The 19,818-nt window shown below is 63.2% G+C and carries 18 protein-coding genes; 8 read left to right on the top strand and 10 right to left on the bottom strand.

Translation table 11 applies throughout. The features are described 5' to 3' along the window. The first annotated feature begins 3 nt into the window (after positions 1–3). The 4 genes from HP546_RS10910 (at position 4) to HP546_RS10895 (ending at position 5,068) form a co-directional block, all read left to right on the top strand. Positions 4–2,328: a Tex family protein gene (locus HP546_RS10910; protein ID WP_172224369.1), complete on the top strand. Its 2,325-nt coding sequence runs from the start codon at positions 4–6 to the stop codon at positions 2,326–2,328. After that, positions 2,328–2,711, top strand: coding sequence for a PaaI family thioesterase (locus HP546_RS10905; protein ID WP_050580765.1), 384 nt, complete (start codon positions 2,328–2,330; stop codon positions 2,709–2,711). The genes HP546_RS10910 and HP546_RS10905 overlap by 1 nt, the downstream gene beginning before the upstream one ends. Positions 2,712–2,864: 153 nt before the next feature. After that, a complete protein-coding gene (gene gshA, locus HP546_RS10900; RefSeq protein WP_218584492.1) occupies positions 2,865–4,442 on the top strand; it encodes a glutamate--cysteine ligase in 1,578 nt (525 codons plus the stop codon). After that, complete coding sequence (locus HP546_RS10895) at positions 4,442–5,068, top strand: TetR/AcrR family transcriptional regulator (RefSeq protein WP_172224363.1); 627 nt, start codon at positions 4,442–4,444, stop codon at positions 5,066–5,068. Before gshA ends, HP546_RS10895 begins: the two co-directional genes overlap by 1 nt. A 128-nt stretch (positions 5,069–5,196) precedes the next feature. Here HP546_RS10895 and HP546_RS10890 read toward each other — a convergent pair whose 3' ends face one another. From HP546_RS10890 to HP546_RS10855, 8 genes are all read right to left on the bottom strand, one after another. Further along, entirely contained in the window at positions 5,197–5,412 is a 216-nt protein-coding gene (locus HP546_RS10890; protein WP_008095172.1) for a molybdopterin-binding protein, read from the bottom strand. Between the two features lie 44 nt (positions 5,413–5,456). Beyond that, positions 5,457–6,269 (bottom strand): aliphatic sulfonates ABC transporter ATP-binding protein, encoded by an 813-nt coding sequence (gene ssuB / locus HP546_RS10885; RefSeq protein WP_172224360.1) that lies wholly within the window; start codon positions 6,267–6,269, stop codon positions 5,457–5,459. Next, a complete protein-coding gene (gene ssuC, locus HP546_RS10880; RefSeq protein ID WP_172224357.1) occupies positions 6,266–7,063 on the bottom strand; it encodes an aliphatic sulfonate ABC transporter permease SsuC in 798 nt (265 codons plus the stop codon). The genes ssuB and ssuC overlap by 4 nt, the downstream gene beginning before the upstream one ends. A 10-nt stretch (positions 7,064–7,073) precedes the next feature. Continuing rightward, positions 7,074–8,222, bottom strand: a complete 1,149-nt coding sequence (gene ssuD, locus HP546_RS10875; RefSeq protein WP_172224354.1) for an FMNH2-dependent alkanesulfonate monooxygenase — start codon at positions 8,220–8,222, stop codon at positions 7,074–7,076. Positions 8,223–8,281: 59 nt separating this feature from the next. Beyond that, a complete protein-coding gene (locus tag HP546_RS10870) occupies positions 8,282–9,247 on the bottom strand; it encodes a sulfonate ABC transporter substrate-binding protein (protein WP_172224351.1) in 966 nt (321 codons plus the stop codon). Positions 9,248–9,331: 84 nt separating this feature from the next. Then, positions 9,332–9,925, bottom strand: coding sequence for an NADPH-dependent FMN reductase (ssuE, locus tag HP546_RS10865; protein ID WP_172224348.1), 594 nt, complete (start codon positions 9,923–9,925; stop codon positions 9,332–9,334). A gap of 289 nt (positions 9,926–10,214) precedes the next feature. Beyond that, a complete protein-coding gene (locus HP546_RS10860; RefSeq protein ID WP_019096904.1) occupies positions 10,215–10,853 on the bottom strand; it encodes a peroxiredoxin in 639 nt (212 codons plus the stop codon). Between the two features lie 167 nt (positions 10,854–11,020). Then, a complete protein-coding gene (locus tag HP546_RS10855; RefSeq protein ID WP_172224345.1) occupies positions 11,021–12,355 on the bottom strand; it encodes an OprD family porin in 1,335 nt (444 codons plus the stop codon). Between the two features lie 543 nt (positions 12,356–12,898). Between HP546_RS10855 and tauA the strand changes: the two genes are divergently transcribed. Genes tauA through tauD form a run of 4 tightly spaced genes read left to right on the top strand, consistent with a single transcriptional unit; the run spans position 12,899 to position 16,404 of the window. Next, the gene (tauA, locus tag HP546_RS10850) at positions 12,899–13,870 is read left to right on the top strand and encodes a taurine ABC transporter substrate-binding protein (protein ID WP_172224342.1); all 972 of its coding nucleotides are present in this window, start codon (positions 12,899–12,901) and stop codon (positions 13,868–13,870) included. Between the two features lie 27 nt (positions 13,871–13,897). Beyond that, a complete protein-coding gene (tauB, locus tag HP546_RS10845) occupies positions 13,898–14,686 on the top strand; it encodes a taurine ABC transporter ATP-binding subunit (RefSeq protein WP_172224340.1) in 789 nt (262 codons plus the stop codon). Beyond that, positions 14,683–15,522, top strand: a complete 840-nt coding sequence (gene tauC / locus HP546_RS10840; protein WP_172224337.1) for a taurine ABC transporter permease TauC — start codon at positions 14,683–14,685, stop codon at positions 15,520–15,522. The genes tauB and tauC overlap by 4 nt, the downstream gene beginning before the upstream one ends. 48 nt (positions 15,523–15,570) lie before the next feature. After that, positions 15,571–16,404: a taurine dioxygenase gene (tauD, locus tag HP546_RS10835; RefSeq protein WP_172224334.1), complete on the top strand. Its 834-nt coding sequence runs from the start codon at positions 15,571–15,573 to the stop codon at positions 16,402–16,404. 119 nt (positions 16,405–16,523) lie between these two features. Here tauD and betT read toward each other — a convergent pair whose 3' ends face one another. Both betT and epsC read right to left on the bottom strand, forming a co-directional pair. Next, on the bottom strand, positions 16,524–18,527 hold the full coding sequence (betT, locus tag HP546_RS10830) for a choline transporter BetT (RefSeq protein ID WP_172224331.1): 2,004 nt from the start codon (positions 18,525–18,527) through the stop codon (positions 16,524–16,526). Between the two features lie 228 nt (positions 18,528–18,755). Further along, positions 18,756–19,688, bottom strand: a complete 933-nt coding sequence (gene epsC / locus HP546_RS10825; protein ID WP_172224328.1) for a serine O-acetyltransferase EpsC — start codon at positions 19,686–19,688, stop codon at positions 18,756–18,758. Positions 19,689–19,818: the final 130 nt, after the last annotated feature.

Genomic DNA, 19,818 nt, shown 5'->3' with positions numbered 1-19,818 from the left:
TACATGGACAGCATCAACAGCCGTATCGCCGAGGAATTGGGCGTACGCCCCCAGCAGGTCGAGGCGGCCGTGGGCCTGTTGGACGAAGGCTCGACCGTGCCCTTCATCGCCCGTTACCGCAAGGAAGTGACCGGGAGCCTGGACGACACCCAGCTGCGCCATCTGGAAGAGCGCCTGCGCTACCTGCGCGAACTCGACGACCGCCGCGCCAGCATCCTCTCCAGCATCGAAGAGCAGGGCAAGCTGACCCCGGAACTGGCCCGCGAGATCAAGCTGGCCGACACCAAGACCCGCCTCGAAGACCTGTACCTGCCGTACAAGCAGAAGCGCCGCACCAAAGGCCAGATCGCCCTTGAAGCCGGCCTTGGCGAACTGGCCGACGGCCTGTTCAACGACCCGACCCTGGCCCCGGAAAGCGAAGCCGCGCGCTTCGTCGACGCCGAAAAAGGCGTAGCCGACGTCAAGGCCGCGCTCGAAGGCGCCAAGTACATCCTCATGGAGCGCTTTGCCGAAGACGCCGCCCTGCTCGACAAGCTGCGCAGCTTCCTCAAGCAGGAAGCCGTGCTGAGCGCCCGCGTGGTCGCCGGCAAGGAAGAAGAAGGCGCCAAGTTCCGCGATTACTTCGCCCATGACGAGCTGCTGCGCAACGCGCCCTCACACCGTGCCCTGGCGATCTTCCGCGGGCGCAACGAAGGCGTGCTCAGCGCGTCGCTGAAGATTGGCGAGGAACTGCCTGGCACCCTGCACCCCTGCGAGGTGATGATCGGCAACCACGTCGGCGTTGAAAACCGCAACCGCGCCGCCGACAAGTGGCTGGGCGAGGTGGTGCGCTGGACCTGGAAGGTCAAGCTCTACACCCACCTGGAAACAGACCTGTTCGGCGAACTGCGCGACAACGCCGAAGGCGAGGCGATCAACGTGTTCGCCCGCAACTTGCACGACCTGCTGCTGGCCGCGCCGGCCGGCCCGCGCGCCACCCTGGGCTTCGACCCGGGCCTGCGCACCGGCTGCAAGATCGCCGTGGTCGACGCTACCGGCAAGTTGCTGGACTACACCACGGTCTACCCGCATGCGCCAAAGAATGACTGGGACCGCACCATTGCCATCATGGCTGCGCTGTGCGCCAAGCACTCGGTAGAGCTGATCGCCATCGGCAACGGTACTGCCAGCCGCGAAAGCGACAAGCTGGTGGCAGAACTGGTTAAAAAATATCCAGCGCTGCAGATCACCAAGATCATGGTCTCCGAAGCCGGTGCCTCGGTGTACTCGGCATCCGAGCTGGCCGCCCGCGAGTTCCCGGACCTGGACGTGTCGATCCGTGGCGCCGTGTCGATCGCCCGTCGCCTGCAGGACCCGCTGGCCGAACTGGTCAAGATCGACCCGAAATCCATCGGTGTCGGCCAGTATCAGCACGATGTATCGCAGCTGAAACTGGCCCGTGGCCTGGACGCCGTGGTCGAGGACTGCGTGAACGCAGTGGGTGTGGATGTGAACACCGCCTCGGTGGCGCTGCTGACGCGCATCTCCGGCCTCAACGCGACCCTGGCGCAGAACATCGTCGCCCACCGCGACAGCAACGGCCCGTTCGCCACCCGCGCGGCGCTGAAAAAGGTCAGCCGCCTGGGTGAGAAAACCTTCGAACAGGCCGCCGGCTTCCTGCGGGTGATGAACGGCGACAATCCGCTGGACGCCTCTGCAGTTCACCCCGAGGCCTACCCGCTGGTACAGCGCATCGCTGCGGGCACCGACCGCGACATCCGCTCGCTGATCGGCGACAGCAGCTTCCTCAAGCGCCTGGACCCGAAGAAATTCACCGACGAAAGTTTCGGCCTGCCGACCGTCACCGACATCCTGCAGGAACTGGACAAGCCTGGCCGCGACCCACGCCCCGAGTTCAAGACCGCCACCTTCCAGGACGGCGTCGAAGACCTCAAGGACCTGGAGCCCGGCATGATCCTCGAAGGCGTGGTGACCAACGTCACCAACTTCGGCGCCTTCGTTGACATCGGTGTGCATCAGGACGGCCTGGTGCACATCTCGGCGCTGTCCGAAAAATTCGTCAAGGACCCGCGTGAAGCGGTCAAGGCCGGCGACGTGGTCAAGGTCAAGGTCATGGAAGTGGACATCCCGCGCAAGCGCGTCGGCTTGTCCATGCGCATGGGCGATACCCCGGGCGAAAAGGTTGAAGGCAACCGCGGTGGCAACCGTGGCAATGGCGGCAACCGCCAGCAGCAGGCCCCGCGCCAGCGCGAAACCGCCGCTGCGGCGCCGGCCAACAACGCCATGGCATCGCTGTTTGCCAACGCCAAGCAGCTGAAGAAGAAGTGATGGACGTTCCACGCGAATACGTCGAAAGCGCCTTCAGCCAGCTGCTGGGCTGCCGCCTGCAACGCCTGGACACAGGCGTTGCCGAGGTCGCTCTGGCGCTCGAGCCACAGCTGCGCAACCGTGGCCAGAAGCTGCACGGCGGGGCGATCTTCAGCCTGGTGGACATCGCCATGGGCCTGGCCTGCTCGGCCAGCCATGGCTTTGACCAGCAAAGCGTCACCATCGAGTGCAAGATCAACTACATGCGCGCCGTCAGTGACGGCGAAGTCCTGTGCACTGCCCGCGTGCTGCACGCCGGGCGGCGCACCCTGGTGGTCGACGCCGACGTAGTCCAGGGCGACAAGCTGGTGGCGAAAGCACAGGGAACCTTCGCGGTTCTCTAGCTCACCAAGCAGTATCTGCGGTATTTTCAGCAGTGCGCTGGCACTGCTGGATCCGCGCTGACAAGGCGACAACGCCAGTTCCTTTCTTCCTACCCTTGTAGACCGTTATTTCTACCCCCATATTGGGGCGACTGACGCGTGAAGGAATACATCTTGAGCAAACTCCTCAACCGCCGCCTGAGCCTGCTCGGCGCAAATCTCCCCCTGCTCAAGCAGTGCCTGCACGGTATTGAGCGCGAATGCCTGCGCGTGACCGATGAAGGTCGCCTGGCCCAGACCCCGCATCCGGAAGCACTGGGGTCGGCGCTGACCAACGAGCAGATCACTACCGATTATTCCGAGTCGCTGCTGGAGTTCATCACCCCGGCGCTGCCCGACCCGGCCAAGGTGCTCGAAAGCCTCGAACAGACCCACCGATTCGTCTACAGCAAGCTGGGCGACGAATACCTGTGGAGCCCGTCGATGCCATGCACGCTGCCGGCCGAGGAGGACATCCCGATCGCCGAGTACGGCAGCTCCAACATCGGCAAGCTCAAGCACGTGTACCGCAAGGGCCTGGCCCTGCGTTACGGCCGCACCATGCAGTGCATCGCCGGTATCCATTACAACTTCTCGCTGCCCGAAGCGCTGTGGCCATTGCTGCGCGCAGACGAAGGTGGCAACGAGAGCGACCGCGACTACCAGTCGTCGGCCTACATCGCGCTGATCCGCAACTTCCGCCGCTACAGCTGGCTGCTGATGTACCTGTTCGGCGCCTCGCCGGCCCTGGACAAAGGCTTCCTGCGCGGCCGCCCGCACCAGCTCGAAGAGCTCGACGCCGAAACCCTGTTCCTGCCCTACGCCACCAGCCTGCGCATGAGTGACCTGGGCTACCAGAGCAACGCCCAGGCCGGCCTGACACCGTGTTACAACAACCTGGCCAGCTACACCGACAGCCTGCGCAAGGCGGTGGGCACGCCCTACCCGCCCTATGTTGAAGTGGGCACGCACGTGGACGGCGAGTGGGTACAGCTGAACACCAACATCCTGCAGATCGAGAACGAGTACTACTCGAACATTCGCCCCAAGCGGGTCACCTACACCGGCGAACGGCCGATCCAGGCCCTGACCTCGCGTGGCGTGCAGTATGTAGAAGTGCGCTGCCTGGACATCAACCCGTTCCTGCCGGTGGGTATCGACCTGACCGAGGCGCGTTTCCTCGATGCATTCCTGCTGTTCTGCGCGCTGGAAGACAGCCCGCAACTGGAAAACAGTGAGTGCGGCCAGTGCACTGACAACTTCCTGACCGTGGTCAAGGAAGGCCGACGCCCAGGCCTGAAGCTGCAGCGCAACGGCCAGCCAATTGCCCTGAAAGACTGGGCCAGCGAACTGATCGAGCGTATCCGCCCGCTGGCCGATCTGCTTGACAAGGCGCAAGGCCTTGATGAGCACGGCAATGCCCTGGATGCCCAGCAGGCCAAGGTCAACGACCCCGAGCTGACCCCGTCGGCGCAGGTACTGGCACGCATGACCGAGCATGACGAGAGCTTCATCCAGTTCTCGCTGCGGCAAAGCCGCCTCCACGCCGACACGTTCCGCGGGCAACCGCTGAGCAACGAACAGCAACAGGCCTTTGAAATGCTGGCCCGCGAGTCGCTTGCCAAACAGTCCGAGCTGGAACAGGAAGAAGTCGGTGATTTCGACCTGTTCGTCGGTGCCTACCAAGCCAGCATCCTGGCAATCAGCAACTGATGACCCGTACTGCCACCTCGCGCAAGCCGCGTGCAAGCAGCCAGGCCAGGATCGAGGCGATCCTGGCGGCCGCTCGCGAGCTGCTGGCCGAGTTGGGGGTGGCAGGCCTGTCGGTGTACAGCGTGGCCGAGCGGGCGCAGATTCCGCCCTCATCGGTGTACCACTTCTTCGCCAGCGTGCCGGCCTTGCTCGAGGCGCTCACCGCCGACGTGCACCGGGCCTTCCGTGACGCGTTGAATGCGCCCATCGACAGCAGTGCGTTCAGCACCTGGCACGAACTGTCACGGCTGATCGAGCAGCGCATGCTGGATATCTACAACGACGATGCTGCGGCGCGGCAGCTGATCCTGGCCCAGCATGGCCTGAGCGAAGTGGTGCAGGCCGATCGGCAGCACGACATGGAACTGGGCGACTTGATGTACAAGTTGTTCGACCAGCATTTTCATCTGCCGGTGATGCCGGGGGATGTGGATGTGTTTGCGCTGGCCATGGAGCTGAGCGACCGGGTTTATGCACGGTCGGTGCAGTTGCATGAGGCGATTACGCCGCGCATGGCCGAAGAGGGCAAGCGGGTGTTCGAGGCCTATCTGGGGTTGTATCTGCCGCCGTTTCTGGCCAAGCGTTAAATTCAATGGCCTCATCGCCGGCAAGCCAGCTACCACAGATAAAGCACAACGCCTGAAACCTGCGCAGTACCTGTGGGAGCTGGCTTGCCGGCGATCGGGCTGCAACGCAGCCCCGCGGGCCACTTTCATCACAGCTTGGCGATAGACACTTCAGTCGACTTCACAAAAGCAATCACTTCACTACCCACCTGCAATTCCAGCTCTTTCACAGAGCGGGTGGTAATCACCGAAGTGACGATGCCAGAGGCAGTCTGCACGTCGATTTCCGACAGCACAGGCCCTTCAAGGATTTCTTTCACGGTGCCTTTGAACTGGTTGCGAACGTTGATGGCTTTGATAGTCATGATTTGCTTCCTTCTCTATGGGCTTGAGTCTGGTAAGTGAGTTTTCAGTGCGCCCAACGCAGTTGCGTGGGCAAAGGGGCTACAGGGTCTGGCTCGGGCGCGGTGCCCGGGGCTGACAGAACACGGTTGAGCACTTCGCTTTCCAGCGCGGCCAGGCGGTGCGAACCACGCGCCCTGGGCCGTGCCAGGTCGACGGTGAGGTCGAGGCCGACCTCGCCGTCCTCGATCAGGATCACCCGGTCAGCCACGGCTACCGCCTCGCTGACATCGTGGGTGACCAGCAGCACGGTGAAGCCGCGCTGACGCCACAAGCGTTCGATCAGTTGCTGCATCTCGATGCGGGTCAGCGCATCGAGCGCCCCCAGTGGCTCGTCCAGCAGCAGCAGACGCGGCTGGTGGATCAATGCCCGCGCCAGCGCCACACGCTGCTTCTGCCCGCCCGACAGCGCTGCCGGCCATTCATTGGCCCGGTCGGCCAGGCCAACCGCCTCCAGCGCGTCCAGCGCACGCCCGCGCCAGTCGCCGGACAGGCCCAGGCCGACGTTGTCGATCACCTTCTTCCACGGCAGCAGGCGGGCATCCTGGAACATCAGGCGGGTTTCGTCCCGCGCCTCATCCAGCGGCGCGGCACCGGCCAGCAATTGCCCGGCGCTGGGCTGGTCGAGCCCGGCCAGCAGGCGCAGCAGGGTGCTCTTGCCGCAGCCGCTGCGGCCGACGATGGCGACAAACTGGCCTGCGGGGATGTGCAGGTCGATGCCCTTCAACACTTCGCGTTGGCCAAAGGCCTTGCGCAGGCCGTTGCAGGCCAGCGGGATGCCACGCAGCAGGCGTGGCGGCTGTTCCTTGAGCACGGTCATGCGCCCTCCTTCCTGGCTACTTGATAGGCCGGGTGCCAACGCAACCACACACGTTCCAGGCCGCGGGCAGCCAGGTCGGCGAGCTTGCCCAGCACGGCATACAGGACGATGGCCAGTACCACCACGTCGGTCTGCAGGAATTCCCGGGCGTTCATCGCCAGGTAGCCGATGCCGGCATTGGCCGAGATGGTTTCGGCAACGATCAAGGTCAGCCACATGAAGCCCAGGGCAAAGCGCACGCCCACCAGGATCGAAGGCAGCGCACCCGGCAAGATCACCTGGCGGAACAGGGTGAAGCCGGACAAACCATAGCTGCGCGCCATTTCCACCAGCGCCGGGTCGACGTTGCGGATGCCGTGGTAGGTGTTCAGATAGATCGGGAACAGCGTGCCCAGCGCAACCAGGAAAACCTTCGCCGACTCGTCGATGCCGAACCACAGGATCACCAGCGGAATCAGCGCCAGGTGCGGCACGTTGCGGATCATCTGCACCGAGCTGTCGAGCAAGCGCTCGCCCCAGTTCGACAGGCCGGTGATAAAGCCCAGCACCAGGCCGATGCTGCCACCGATGACAAAACCCAGCCCGGCACGCCAGCCGCTGATGGCCAGGTGGGTCCAGATATCACCGCTGCGCACCAGCTCGACGCCGGCACTGACCACCGCGCTAGGCGCTGGCAGGATGCGTGTCGACAGCCAGCCGGCGCTGACCGCCAGCTGCCAGGCGGCCAGCAGCAGCACCGGTAGCGCCCACGGCGCCAGGCGCTGGGCAAGGGTATTGGAAGTTGCACGACTCATGGGCTGGCCCTCAGCTTTGCGCAACGGACTTGGGCAGGATGTCGTTGGCCACCATCTCGCCGAACGGGCTCACGTAACCACCGGCCTTGGCCTGCTCCGGGCGTTGCACATCCAGGTGCGGGAACAGCAGCTCGGCAACCCGGTACGATTCTTCCAGGTGCGGGTAACCGGAGAAGATGAAGGTATCGATGCCCAGCTCGGCGTATTCCTTGACCCGCGCCGCAACGGTCGGGCCATCGCCTACCAGGGCGGTGCCGGCACCACCGCGGACCAGGCCGACGCCCGCCCAAAGGTTGGGGGCCACTTCCAGCTTGTCGCGGTTGCCGTTGTGCAGCGCCGCCATGCGTTGCTGGCCGACCGAGTCGAAGCGTGCCAGCGAGGCCTGGGCACGGGCGATGGTGTCATCGTCCAGGTGCGAGATCAGCTTGTCGGCGGCAGCCCAGGCTTCTTCGTTGGTTTCCCGCACGATCACGTGCAGGCGGATGCCGAAGCGCACTTCGCGGCCCTGGGCGGCGGCTTTCTCGCGCACCTGGGCGATTTTTTCTGCGACCGCGCTCGGCGGCTCGCCCCAGGTCAGGTACAGCTCGACCTGCTCGGCGGCCAGGTCCTGTGCGGCATCCGATGAGCCACCGAAGTACAGCGGCGGGCGCGGTTGCTGGATTGGCGGGTAAAGCAGCTTGGCGCCCTTCACCTGGATATGTTTGCCGTCGTAGTCGACGGTTTCGCCTTCCAGCACCTTGCGCCAGATACGGGTGAACTCCACGGAGGCCTCGTAGCGCTCCTGGTGGTTCAGGTGCAGGCCGTCACCCGCCAGCTCGTCCGGGTCGCCACCGGTCACCAGGTTGAACAGCGCACGGCCGTTGGACAGGCGGTCGAGGGTGGCTGCCTGGCGTGCCGCCACGGTCGGCGAAATGATGCCGGGGCGCAATGCGACCAAAAACTTCAGGCGCTGGGTAACCGGGATCAGCGATGCCGCCACCAGCCAGGAATCCTCGCAGGATCGCCCGGTAGGGATCAGTACGCCGCCGAAGCCAAGGCGGTCGGCCGCCTGGGCGACCTGCTGCAGGTAGCCATGGTCGACCGCGCGAGCACCATCGGAGGTGCCCAGGTACTTACCGTCACCGTGGGTGGGCAGGAACCAGAAAATGTTAAGGCTCATTGGAGTTGTCTCCTCAAGGGTGGCTCAGCCGGGGCGGCGCCCCGGCGCAGGCAAGTCAATCAAGGCGCGCTGGCGACCTTGGCCGGGGGTGTCCAGATAACGTCCTTGATGCTCAGCGGCTTGGGGATAAGCTTCAGCGCATGGAACGTGTCGGCGATTTTCTGTTGCGCGGCCACCACTTCTGGGGTGAGCGGCGCGGCGCCGTAGCCCTGGCGCTTGACCGAAGTCAGGGTGATGTCGGCGGGCAGCCCAAGCAGCGGGGCGACCTGATCGGTCACTTCCTGCGGGTTGGCCTGGGACCATTCGCCCACGGCGCGCACTTCCTCGATCACGGTGTTGATCACCGCTGGGTGCTGGGTCGCGTAGTCGCGGGTGGCAAGATAGAACTGGTGGTTGTCGACCAGGTCTTTGCCGTCGCGCAGGGTACGTGCCTGCAGTTGTTTCTCGGCGGCAGCCTGGTACGGGTCCCAGATCACCCAGGCATTCACGCTGCCGCGCTCGAAGGCGGCGCGAGCGTCGGCCGGGGGCAGGTAGACGGCCTGGATGTCGCTGTACTTGAGGCCGGCATCTTCCAGCGCACGGACCAGCAGGTAGTGCACGTTGGAGCCTTTGTTGAGGACGACTTTCTTGCCCTTGAGGTCTTTGACCGACTGGATCGGCGAGCCCTTCGGCACCAGGATCGCCTCGCTGTGCGGCGCCGGCGGCTCATACGCCACGTAGAGCAGATCGGCGCCAGCAGCCTGGGCGAACACGGGTGGGGTCTCGCCGGTGACGCCAAAATCGATGGAGCCGACATTCAGCCCTTCAAGCAGCTGCGGGCCGCCGGGGAATTCGGTCCACTGCACCTGCACGCCCTGCTCGGCCAGGCGCTTTTCCAGCGTGCCCTTGGCCTTGAGCAGCACCAGGGTGCCGTATTTCTGATAGCCGATACGCAGGCTCTCGGCCTGGGCTTGGGTAATGGCGCCGAAGGACACAGCCGCCGCAAACAGGGCGACCAGACCGCGACGCAAGAAGACTGTGCGCATGGCGCTCTCCTGTGCGAATGGGTTCGGGTTGCACCTGCTTGCCTCGTTGTCGGGCGAGTAAGGTGGTAAAGCGGGTTGTGCTGGTCAGATGCTCCAGCGGGCGCTGATCAGGCGTTCGTTCAACAGGCCCGGGGCGACGGGGCTCGGCCGACGGGCCAGGGCAGCGTGGAAGGTTTCCAGCGAGTCATGCAGGCGTTCTTCCAGCACCGGTAACAGTTGCGCGGGTCTGGAGCCTTCTGCGTAAGTAACCTGGCTGTCGTCGGCGAAGATCCCTTGCAGGGTCTCTTGCGCCTTGAGTGCCGACAGCACGGGTTTAAGTGCGTAATCCACCGCCAGCATGTGGGCGATGCTGCCGCCTGTAGCAATCGGTAGCACGATCTTGTGAGCCAGGGCGCGCTCGGGCAACAGGTCGAGCAAGGTTTTCAGAGCGCCGGCGAACGATGCCTTGTACACCGGCGTTGCGACGATCAGGCCATCGGCCTGGGCCACCAGTTGCTGGAAATGCTGAACCTGCGGGCTGTCGAAACGGGCATGCAGCAGGTCTTCGGCGGCAAAGTCACGCACCTGGAACGTCACCACTTCGACGCCGCGGTTCTGCAGCCACTGGCGCGAACGCTCCAGCAGCACGCCGGAGCGTGAACGGGTACTTGGGCTACCACCGATTGAGACGACCAGCATTGCAGCGCTTCCTTGTGTTCTGTTGGGAGTGACATTAACAGCGCTTACATATATCTAGAAATCATATTTTTTCATTTGTTTATTCCATTTTGATTATTTCCTGTGCCGGCTTTTTCGCGGGTGAACCCGCTCCCACAGGGACACCACAAACCTTGAGGACGGCGCTTAACCCTGTGGGGAGCGGGTTTACCCGCGAAGAGGCCCACGCGGTTTTCAGCAGGCATAAAAAGGGCCGTCGAAACGGCCCGAAAATCCCTGCTTGGCTAAGAGCAATGCAACGAGGAATTCATCAACGATTGGGCTGAGGGGTCAGCCGCAGGTAGGGTTTGACCGCGCGGTAACCTTTGGGGAAGCGCTGTTTGATCTCTTCCTCATCCTTGAGCGAGGGCACGATCACCACCTCGTCGCCGTCCTGCCAGTTGCCTGGTGTGGCGACCTTGTGGTTGTCGGTCAGCTGCAGCGAGTCGATCACCCGCAGGATTTCATTGAAGTTGCGCCCGGTACTGGCCGGATAGGTGATGGTCAGGCGCACCTTCTTGTTCGGGTCGATCACGAACAGCGAACGTACGGTCAGGGTGTCGCTGGCGTTCGGATGGATCAGGTCGTACAGGTCCGACACCTTGCGGTCGGCGTCGGCGATGATCGGGAAGTTGACCACGGTGTTCTGGGTCTCGTTGATGTCATCGATCCAGCGGTGATGCGAGTCGACCGGATCCACCGACAAGGCAATGGCCTTGACCCCGCGCTTGGCGAAATCGTCCTTGAGCTTGGCAGTCAGGCCCAGCTCGGTGGTGCACACCGGGGTAAAGTCGGCCGGGTGGGAGAACAACACACCCCAGCTGTTGCCCAGCCACTCGTGGAAGCGGATTTTGCCTTCGCTGGAATCCTGTTCGAAATCGGGGGCGATATCGCCGAGTTTTAGGCTCATGGGCTGCGGCTCCTGTGCGGGGTTCTGTACACCGTGTGGGTTTAATGTGCCTGCATCCGATTAAAAACAAAAAGAATGAATATTGATTTGTTTATAACCATATTGCATACGGAATTACAGGCATAAAAAAGCCTCGCACTAGGCGAGGCTTCTTGTTCAGCTACGGCTTACATGAAGTTGTAAGTGTAGTTGAAGATCAGACGGGTCTGATCCTGGTCAGCCAGCGAGCTGGTGCCAGTGCCACGGTATACGCCGTGACGCAGGCTGGCGCCCAGGCCCTTGAAGGTGCCTTCCTGGATCACGTAGTCGACACGAGCGTCACGTTCCCATTCGCTGAAGGTACCGCCGCCAACGGCGTTCTTGCCGTCTTCACCTTTCAGGTAGGCAACCGAGGCTTTCAGGCCCGGTACGCCCAGGCGTGCGAAGTCGTAGGCGTACTGACCGAAGGTGGTGTTTTCACCCGCCTTGGCGAACTGGTTGATCATGCTGTCGGTGAACAGGTAGAAGCTGGAACCACCGGCGCCTTCCAGGGAGGAAGTAGAACCGTCCTTACGCACGTTGCCCTGGTTCAGCCAAACAAAACCACCGTCGTCGCTGATCTGCTGGTGACCCAGCATCAACGAGTGGCCACCCAAGGTGTAAGTGAACATGGCAGACCAGGTCTTGTTGTCGACCTCGCCAGTGTTCTTGGCATAACCACCGTTGTTGTTGAAGGCGTAGCCAGCTTCGCCGTTGCGACCATCGCTGCTGCTGTCGAAGTAACGCAGGTCAGTCTTGAACGACTGGTCGTCACCGATCTTGAAGACGTGGGTGGCGCCCAGGAAGTGCTGCTTGTAGAAGTCTTCCAGGTTCGAGTAGTAGTACTGCAGGGTCAGGTCTGGAGTGAGTTTGTAGTCCAGGCCACCGTAGCGGAACTTGTTGCTTTCGCGGAAGGCACCAGCAACGGACAGACCGGTGCGGTTGCTCGAAGCACGGCCCATGGCGTGGGTCAGCTGACCGGCGTTGATGGTCAGGTTGTCGATTTCCTTCGACTGGATGGTGCCACCCTCGAAGGTTTGCGGCAGCAGACGGCCGTCGTTGGAGACCAGAATCGGCAGGTTTGGCGCCAGGGCGCTACCGTAGTGGACTTCGGTCTTGGAGAAGCGAGCCTTGGCGTTCGCACCCACGCGCGCCCACTGGCTTGCAGCCGAGCCGTCGCTATCGCTTGGGAAGAAGCTGCTGTTGTCAGGGTGCTTGCCACGGCCGCCGTCCAGGTGAATACCCCACAGGGCCTGGGCATCTACACCGAAGCCAACGGTGCCTTCGGTGAAACCGGAGATGTAGTCGAGCTTGAAGCCCTGACCCGATTCGCGGTTGTCGGCACCGCCGTCGCGGTTGTCGTTGTTGAAGTACATGGTGCGCGAGCTGAGCGACAGTTTGCTGTCTTCAACGAAACCGGCAGCGCCTGCTGTTTGGGCGAAAACCCCCAGTGCCACGGCCACGGCCAGGCTGGACTTGTACATGTTCTGCTCCTCTACGTTCTAATTTTTGTGTATCTCTGGCGGAGGGATCTGCTGCCCCGCTCACCGTGGATTGGCGATTTAGTCCCAAAGCGTGACCCTTAAGTCAATCGTTTCTAAACGTTTCGCGACTTTGGTCTAAGACGCCACCTGCGCTACAGGATAATGACAATCCTATAAATCCAAAATGACCGTTTTGTGAATTTCTAAGATTTTTACGGAATATGTTACGAACCTTTGCTGCTTTTCGTTGTAGAAGCGGAAGAATTCATAACTATCGGTTATTTGCAAACGTTTGCTCATAACCTAATTCCCGATCGTTCTATAAGGACGAAAGAGCCTAGCAGGCCGTTCTGATTCCGCCATTGAGCGAGATCATCGGCCCAGCTGCCTCACGTGGTCCAGGTGGGAACCTGCGTCTGCCCAGCCCGACCCTTAAAGCATTTGGCTCCTAAGCTAATGCAAAAAAGTTATTTATTTTAAGATTCTTAGATCATTTAGCCTTCTTGTCATCCATCACACCGATTGCCTGACGAGAGGTCCACCATGATCCCGCACACCCCGCTGCGCCTGTTCGCAGCCCTGACCCTCGCCAGTACCAGCTGGTTTGCCCAGGCTGCCGACCTCACCGTTGCCTATCAGACCACCGTCGACCCGGCCAAGGTGGCGCAGGTCGATGGCAACTATGAAAAAGCCAGCAAAGCCAGCATCGACTGGCGCAAGTTCGACAACGGCGCCGACGTGATCACCGCAGTGGCCAGTGGCGACGTGCAAATCGGCTACCTGGGCTCCAGCCCGCTGGCCGCAGCGGCCACCCGCAAGCTGCCGGTCGAAACATTCCTGATCGCCACGCAGATTGGCGCCGGTGAAGCGCTGGTCGCCCGTGACAGCATCAAGTCCCCGCAAGACCTGGTCGGCAAGAAAGTCGCCGTGCCGTTCGTCTCCACCGGCCACTACAGCCTCCTGGCGGCACTGAAAAGCTGGAACATCGACCCGTCCAAGGTACAAATCCTCAACCTCGCACCGCCGGCCATCATTGCCGCCTGGAAGCGTGGCGATATCGACGCCACCTACGTCTGGGACCCGGCCCTGGGCGTGGCTAAGGAAAACGGCAAGGTGCTGATCACCTCTGGCGAACTGGCCGAAAAAGGTGCACCCACGTTCGACGCGTGGATCGTGCGCAAGGACTTCGCTGCCAAGCACCCGGACGTGGTCAAGGCGTTTGCCAAGGTCACCCTCGACGCCTACGCCGACTACCGCAACGACCCCAAAGCCTGGCTGGCCAACCCCGACAATGTAAGCAAGCTGGCCAAGCTGTCCGGCGCCAAGCCTGCCGACATCCCGGTATTGCTGCAGGGCAACGTCTACCCGCTGGCTGCCGACCAGGCCAGCGCACTGGGCGCGCCCACCACCCAGGCACTGACCGACACCGCCACCTTCCTCAAGCAGCAAGGCAAGGTAGACGCGGTGCTGCCGGATTACTCGCCGTACGTCAGCGCCCAGTACCTCCCGAACTGACCCCGTAAAAGCCGACCGGAGCCCACCATGGCCTTGCTCGAACTGGAGCGCATCAGCGCACAGTACCCCGGCGCCGATACCCCGGTGCTGGCCGATATCAACCTGAGCCTGGGGCCGCGCCAGTTGCTGGTAGCCCTGGGGCCTTCCGGCAGCGGCAAGACCTCGCTGCTCAACCTTATCGCCGGCTTCGTCGCGCCCAGCAGCGGGCGTATCACCCTGGATGGCGTACCGGTGCAGGGCCCAGGTGCCGAGCGCGGCGTGGTGTTCCAGGACGATGCGCTGCTGCCCTGGCAGAACGTGCTGGGCAACGTTGCCTTCGGCCTTGAGCTGGCCGGTGTACCGCGCGCGCTGCGTGAAGCCAAGGCCCGCGAGATGCTGGCCCTGGTCGACCTGGACGGTTTTGGCGAACGCCGTGTCTGGCAGTTGTCCGGTGGCCAGAAGCAGCGCGTGGGCCTGGCCCGGGCGCTGGCAGCCGACCCGCGGGTGCTGCTGATGGACGAACCGTTCGGCGCCCTCGATGCCTTTACCCGCGAACAGATGCAGGAGCTGTTGCTGCAGGTGTGGCAACGCACCGCCAAGCCGGTGTTCCTGATTACCCACGACATCGAAGAAGCGGTGTTTCTCGCCAGCGAGCTGGTGCTGCTGGCGCCCAACCCGGGTCGCGTGGTCGAGCGCCTGCAACTGGACTACGGGCAGCGCTATGCCGCCGGCGAGTCGGCCCGCTCGATCAAGTCCGACCCTCGCTTCATCGAAACCCGCGAGCACGTGCTGGCCAGCGTGTTCGCCCAACGCCAAAGTCTGCAGGAGCGCGCATGAACAGCCTGGACCTGCCGGTTGCCGGCAAACCTGATAGCCGAGCCCGGCGCGCCACCGGGCAGCGCCGCCCCTTGTCCACCCGCTGGATCAGCACGCTGACCCTCGCCAGCCTGCTATTTGCCTGGTGGCTAGTGACCGCCGGCGGCTGGATCGAGCCACTGTTCCTACCCTCGCCCGCCGACATCCTGGCCAAGGGCTGGGCCCTGCTGACCCAAGGCTATATGGATGCCAGCCTGTGGCAGCACCTGGGCTCCAGCCTCGGGCGCATCGGCGTGGCCCTGCTGGCCGCTACGCTCACCGCCATCCCGGTGGGCATCGCCATCGGCTACAACCGAGTGGCACGCGGCATTCTCGACCCGTTGATCGAGTTCTACCGGCCCATCCCGCCGCTGGCCTACCTGCCGCTGATTGTGATCTGGTGCGGCATCGGCGAGCTGTCCAAGGTGCTGCTGATCTTCCTGGCCATCTTCGCGCCGATCGCGATTGCCACGGCCACCGGCGTGCGCACGGTCGACCCGGCCAGGTTGCGTGCGGCGCAGTCGCTGGGCGCCAGCAAAGCCCAGCTGATTCGCCATGTGATCCTGCCCAGCGCGCTGCCCGACATCCTCACCGGCGTGCGTATCGGCCTGGGTGTCGGCTGGTCGACCCTGGTGGCGGCCGAGCTGATCGCGGCCACCAGCGGCCTGGGTTTCATGGTGCAGTCGGCGGCGCAGTTCCTGGTCACCGATGTGGTGGTACTGGGCATCCTGCTGATCGCCCTGATCGCCTTCGCCCTGGAAATGAGCCTGCGTGCCCTGCAGCGCAAGCTGGTGCCCTGGCATGGGCAAAGCCACTGAATTCGACTGACCACGCCGACATATCGGCGCCTGACCAAAGAGACCGACATGAGCCTGACCATCACCCCTCTCAGCCCGGCGCTCGGCGCCCAGATCAGTGGCGTGGACATCAGCCGCGAGATCAGCGCCGCCGACCGCGACGCCATCGGGCAGGCGCTGTTGCAGCACCAAGTGCTGTTCTTCCGCGACCAGCCGATCACCCCGCAGCAACAGGCGCGCTTTGCCGCCCGCTTTGGCGACCTGCACATCCACCCGATCTACCCGAATGTGCCGGCAACCCCGCAGGTGCTGGTGCTGGATACGGCGGTCACCGATGTGCGCGACAACGCCGTGTGGCACACCGATGTGACCTTTTTGCCGACCCCGGCACTGGGCGCAGTGCTCAGCGCCAAGCAGTTGCCGGCTCACGGTGGCGATACCCTGTGGGCCAGCGGCATCGCAGCATTGGCGGCCTTGTCGGCGCCATTGCGCGAGATGCTCGACGGGCTGACCGCTACCCACGACTTCACCAAGTCGTTTCCGCTGGAGCGCTTTGGTACTACTCCGGAAGACCTGGCGCGCTGGGAGGCGGCGCGGCGCAACAACCCGCCGCTGTCGCACCCGGTGGTGCGAACCCACCCCGTTAGCGGGCGCAAGGCGCTGTTCGTCAATGAAGGGTTCACCACGCGCATCAACGAGCTGAGCGAGCTGGAAAGCGAGGCGCTGCTGAAGCTGTTGTTCGCCCATGCGACGCGGCCGGAGTTCAGCATTCGCTGGCGCTGGCAGGAGCATGACGTGGCGTTCTGGGACAACCGCGTGACCCAGCATTTTGCGGTGGATGACTACCGGCCGAACCGGCGGGTGATGCATCGGGCGACCATCCTGGGGGATGCGCCCTTCTAGTTGTTGCCTATGCCGGCCTCTTCGCGGGTAAACCCGCTCCCACAGGTACAACACAGGCTTCGAAACCGGTGCCGTACCTGTGGGAGCGGGTTTACCCGCGAGGAGGCCGGTACAGGCTACTATCTGACCAGATGCAGGAACTGCATATGCCGTTCGTACTGGTCGAGGATGTCGTTGATGATCTGCTCCTTGCTGTAGCCAACCAGGTCGTAGTTCTGGCTGCCTTCGCTCAGGTGCACTTCCGCCCGGTAGTAGCGGCGGTTCTTCAAATCCTGCGTACCCAACCCACCCAGGGCGAACGATGGCGTGAAATAGCCACGCATCTGCACCTGGTAAATGAACGGCTGCTCCTCGCCATGGCCAATCTTCAGGCTGACGTTGTCATGGCTGGGGTCGTCCTGGGTAATCAGTACCAGGCCTTTCTGCTCGAACACATCACGCACTTCGGCAATCGCCGGGCGCACCACGTCGTCCATGAAGCGATACACCTCATCACGCGACGGGAAATGCACCGCCTGGCTAAGGCGCTGGCGCCAACCACCACGGCCGCGGCGTGACTGGGCGAACGGTGCCAGCGAGTGCATCTGCGCGATCTGCCGTTGCGACTCGAGGTAGAACGCCTTGTGCAGCCCCCACATCATGCACAGCAGGATCAGCGAGAACGGCAGCGAGGTCAGCACCACCGCCGACTTCAGCGAATCGATGCTGCCGGCAAACAGCAGCGCACTGGTGATCAGCGCCGTCATCGCGCCCCAGAAGATGCGCAGCCAGTTCGGCCCGTCTTCGTCCGCACCACCGCCGGTAGCCGACAAGGTCGACAGCACCACGGTGCCCGAATCGGCCGAGGTAACGAAGAACACGAAGCTGATGAACACCGTGGTGGCGATCACCACCTTGCTCCAGGGGTAGGTCTCCAGCAGCAGGTACAGGCTCATCGACGGGTTATCCAGGGCAGACTGGCCCAGGGCGGTCATGCCGTGGTTGATGACCTGGTCCAGGGCGCTGTTGCCGAAAATCGACATCCACGCCAGGGTGAAGCCCAGCGGGATCAACAGCACGCCAAAGACGAACTCGCGGATGGTGCGGCCACGAGAGATGCGGGCAATGAACAGCCCCACGAACGGCGCCCAGGCAATCCACCAGGCCCAGTAGAACACCGTCCAGCCGCCCAGCCAGTCACGGTTCTCACCGTAGGCATACACGTCGAAGCTCTTGCGCGGCAAGGCGCCCAGGTAGTCGCCCAGGTTCTGGATCAGGGTATTGAACAGGTGCTGGGTAGGCCCGGCGAACAGCACGAACAGCAGCAGCGCACAGGCCAGGAACAGGTTGATGTCGCTCATCACCCGCACGCCCTTCTCTACCCCGGCGACGGCCACGGCCACTGCCGCGCCCATCATCAGGGTGATCAGGATCACCTGCACCCATTGGCTATGGCTGATGCCAAACAGGTAGTCGAGGCCGGCGTTCAGGTGCAGCACGCCAAAGCCCATGTCGGCACCCAGCCCGAACACCGTGGCGATGATGCCGAAGCCGTCCACTGCGTAGCCGATCGGCCCGTTGATGCGCTTGCCGATCAGCGGGTACAGCGCCGAACGCAAGGCCAGGGGCAGGTTGTGCCGGTAGGCGAAGTAGGCCAGCGCCATGCCGACGAAGGCGAACACGCCCCACCCATGCAGGCCCCAGTGCAGGAACAGGATCTGCATGGCCTGGCGCCCGGCCTCGGCCGTGCCCGCTTCGCCCTGGGGCGGCTGCAACATGTGGGTGAGGGGTTCGGAGACGCAGAAGAAGAACAGGGTAATGCTGATGCCGGCAGCGAACAGCATGCCGGCCCACGACAGGTAGCTGAACTCGGGTTCGTCGTGGTCGGCACCGAGCTTGATCTTGCCGTAGCCGGACAAGGCGGTGACCACCACGAAGACCAGGTACAGCGTCATCGCCAGCATGTAGTACCAGCCGACCGTGTTGGCCGCCCAGTTCTGCGCCGCCAGCAACCAGTCGCCTGCAGCTTGCGGGTTGGAGATGACCACCACGCCGAAGATAAGGATGAAACTTGCCGCAAAGTAGAACACCGGGGGGTTCATGCGCATCTTGCTATCGGCAAGCGAAGGGTTCGGTGCACTCATGGGGCGTGCACCTCGTCAAATGACGTGAGGTTCGGAATGAACGGGTTCAGCAAAGGAATCCTCCTGTTGAACACCGGCAGCGGACCAGCGTTTTTTCATTGAACAAGCGTTCAAGTTAAACATGGATTGGATATCAATGCGAATTGGGGCGCTGATTGGTGTCCCCTGTTCCGGCCTCTTCGCGGGTGAACCCGCGAAGAGGCCGGAACAATCAGCAGAGATGCCCGATCAGTTCTTGTCCTGGCAATCCAGCTGCAGGTTGGCCTGGGTAATGTTGCTCTCGGCCGGCACACTGCGGGTCAGCCACACATTGCCGCCGATGGTCGAGCCCTTGCCGATGGTAATGCGCCCCAGCACCGTGGCGCCGGCATAAATCACCACATCGTCCTCGACGATCGGGTGGCGTGGCAGGCCTTTATGCAGCGTGCCCGACTCGTCACTGGGGAAGCGCTTGGCGCCCAGGGTTACCGCTTGGTAGATGCGCACCCGCTCGCCGATGATCGCGGTTTCGCCAATTACCACACCGGTACCATGGTCGATGAAGAAGCTCGGGCCAATCTGCGCCCCCGGATGGATGTCGATGCCGGTGGCCGAATGCGCCAGCTCCGAGCTGATCCGCGCCAACAGCGGCAAGCCGGCCTGGTACAGATGGTGGGCCAGGCGGTGATGGATGATCGCCAGGATGCCCGGGTAGCACAGCAGCACTTCATCGACACTTCGCGCTGCCGGGTCGCCGTGGTAGGCGGCCAGCACGTCGGTGTCGAGCAGCACCCGCAGCTCCGGTAGCGCCGCTGCAAAACCCTGGATCAGGCTCAGCGCCTGGGCGTCGACGCCAGCCAGCCCGGCTTTGCTTTGCCGCGCCGCGTAGCGCAGCTCGAGACGTGCCTGGGCAAGCAAGGCAGTCAGCGCGGCATCCAGGGTATGGCCAACGTAGAAATCTTCACTCTCTTCGCGCAGGTCGACCGGGCCAAGGCGCATGGGGAAAAGTGCGCCGCACAGCTGCTCCAGGATCTGCCGCATCGCCTCGCGCGATGGCAGTTCGCGCCCGCCCTGCTCGCCAATACTGCGGCCATTGCGTGTACGCCATTGCTCACGGGCGCCGCGCAGGCCGCTGACGATGCTCTGCAACTGCCAGTGCGCTGATGAGGGTTGTTCGCTCACGGTTTTCTCCTGCCTGAGTCGGCCAAACTGTTTTTATCGGCAGGTCTGGCCCTTTCGCGGGTGAACCCGCTCCCACTGATGTCACGGCGCCTGTGGGAGCGGGTTCACCCGCGAAAGGGCCAGACCTGCC

Origin of the sequence: Pseudomonas sp. CM25, from assembly GCF_013179705.1 — a bacterium.
In the GTDB taxonomy this organism is placed as follows: Bacteria; Pseudomonadota; Gammaproteobacteria; order Pseudomonadales; family Pseudomonadaceae; genus Aquipseudomonas.
This window is presented reverse-complemented; position numbering and strand designations above follow the sequence as displayed.

What these genes read in the sequence shown, in the direction of transcription:
- ssuC (WP_172224357.1), bottom strand. Translation starts at nt 7,063, where the DNA reads ATGAGTCGTGCAACTTCCAATACCCTTGCCCAGCGCCTGGCGCCGTGG.
- ssuE (WP_172224348.1), bottom strand. Translation starts at nt 9,925, where the DNA reads ATGCTGGTCGTCTCAATCGGTGGTAGCCCAAGTACCCGTTCACGCTCC.
- betT (WP_172224331.1), bottom strand. Translation starts at nt 18,527, where the DNA reads ATGAGTGCACCGAACCCTTCGCTTGCCGATAGCAAGATGCGCATGAAC.
- tauA (WP_172224342.1), top strand. Translation starts at nt 12,899, where the DNA reads ATGATCCCGCACACCCCGCTGCGCCTGTTCGCAGCCCTGACCCTCGCC.
- HP546_RS10890 (WP_008095172.1), bottom strand. Translation starts at nt 5,412, where the DNA reads ATGACTATCAAAGCCATCAACGTTCGCAACCAGTTCAAAGGCACCGTG.
- HP546_RS10855 (WP_172224345.1), bottom strand. Translation starts at nt 12,355, where the DNA reads ATGTACAAGTCCAGCCTGGCCGTGGCCGTGGCACTGGGGGTTTTCGCC.
- ssuD (WP_172224354.1), bottom strand. Translation starts at nt 8,222, where the DNA reads ATGAGCCTTAACATTTTCTGGTTCCTGCCCACCCACGGTGACGGTAAG.
- HP546_RS10910 (WP_172224369.1), top strand. Translation starts at nt 4, where the DNA reads ATGGACAGCATCAACAGCCGTATCGCCGAGGAATTGGGCGTACGCCCC.
- HP546_RS10860 (WP_019096904.1), bottom strand. Translation starts at nt 10,853, where the DNA reads ATGAGCCTAAAACTCGGCGATATCGCCCCCGATTTCGAACAGGATTCC.
- ssuB (WP_172224360.1), bottom strand. Translation starts at nt 6,269, where the DNA reads ATGACCGTGCTCAAGGAACAGCCGCCACGCCTGCTGCGTGGCATCCCG.
- tauB (WP_172224340.1), top strand. Translation starts at nt 13,898, where the DNA reads ATGGCCTTGCTCGAACTGGAGCGCATCAGCGCACAGTACCCCGGCGCC.
- HP546_RS10870 (WP_172224351.1), bottom strand. Translation starts at nt 9,247, where the DNA reads ATGCGCACAGTCTTCTTGCGTCGCGGTCTGGTCGCCCTGTTTGCGGCG.
- tauC (WP_172224337.1), top strand. Translation starts at nt 14,683, where the DNA reads ATGAACAGCCTGGACCTGCCGGTTGCCGGCAAACCTGATAGCCGAGCC.
- tauD (WP_172224334.1), top strand. Translation starts at nt 15,571, where the DNA reads ATGAGCCTGACCATCACCCCTCTCAGCCCGGCGCTCGGCGCCCAGATC.
- HP546_RS10895 (WP_172224363.1), top strand. Translation starts at nt 4,442, where the DNA reads ATGACCCGTACTGCCACCTCGCGCAAGCCGCGTGCAAGCAGCCAGGCC.
- HP546_RS10905 (WP_050580765.1), top strand. Translation starts at nt 2,328, where the DNA reads ATGGACGTTCCACGCGAATACGTCGAAAGCGCCTTCAGCCAGCTGCTG.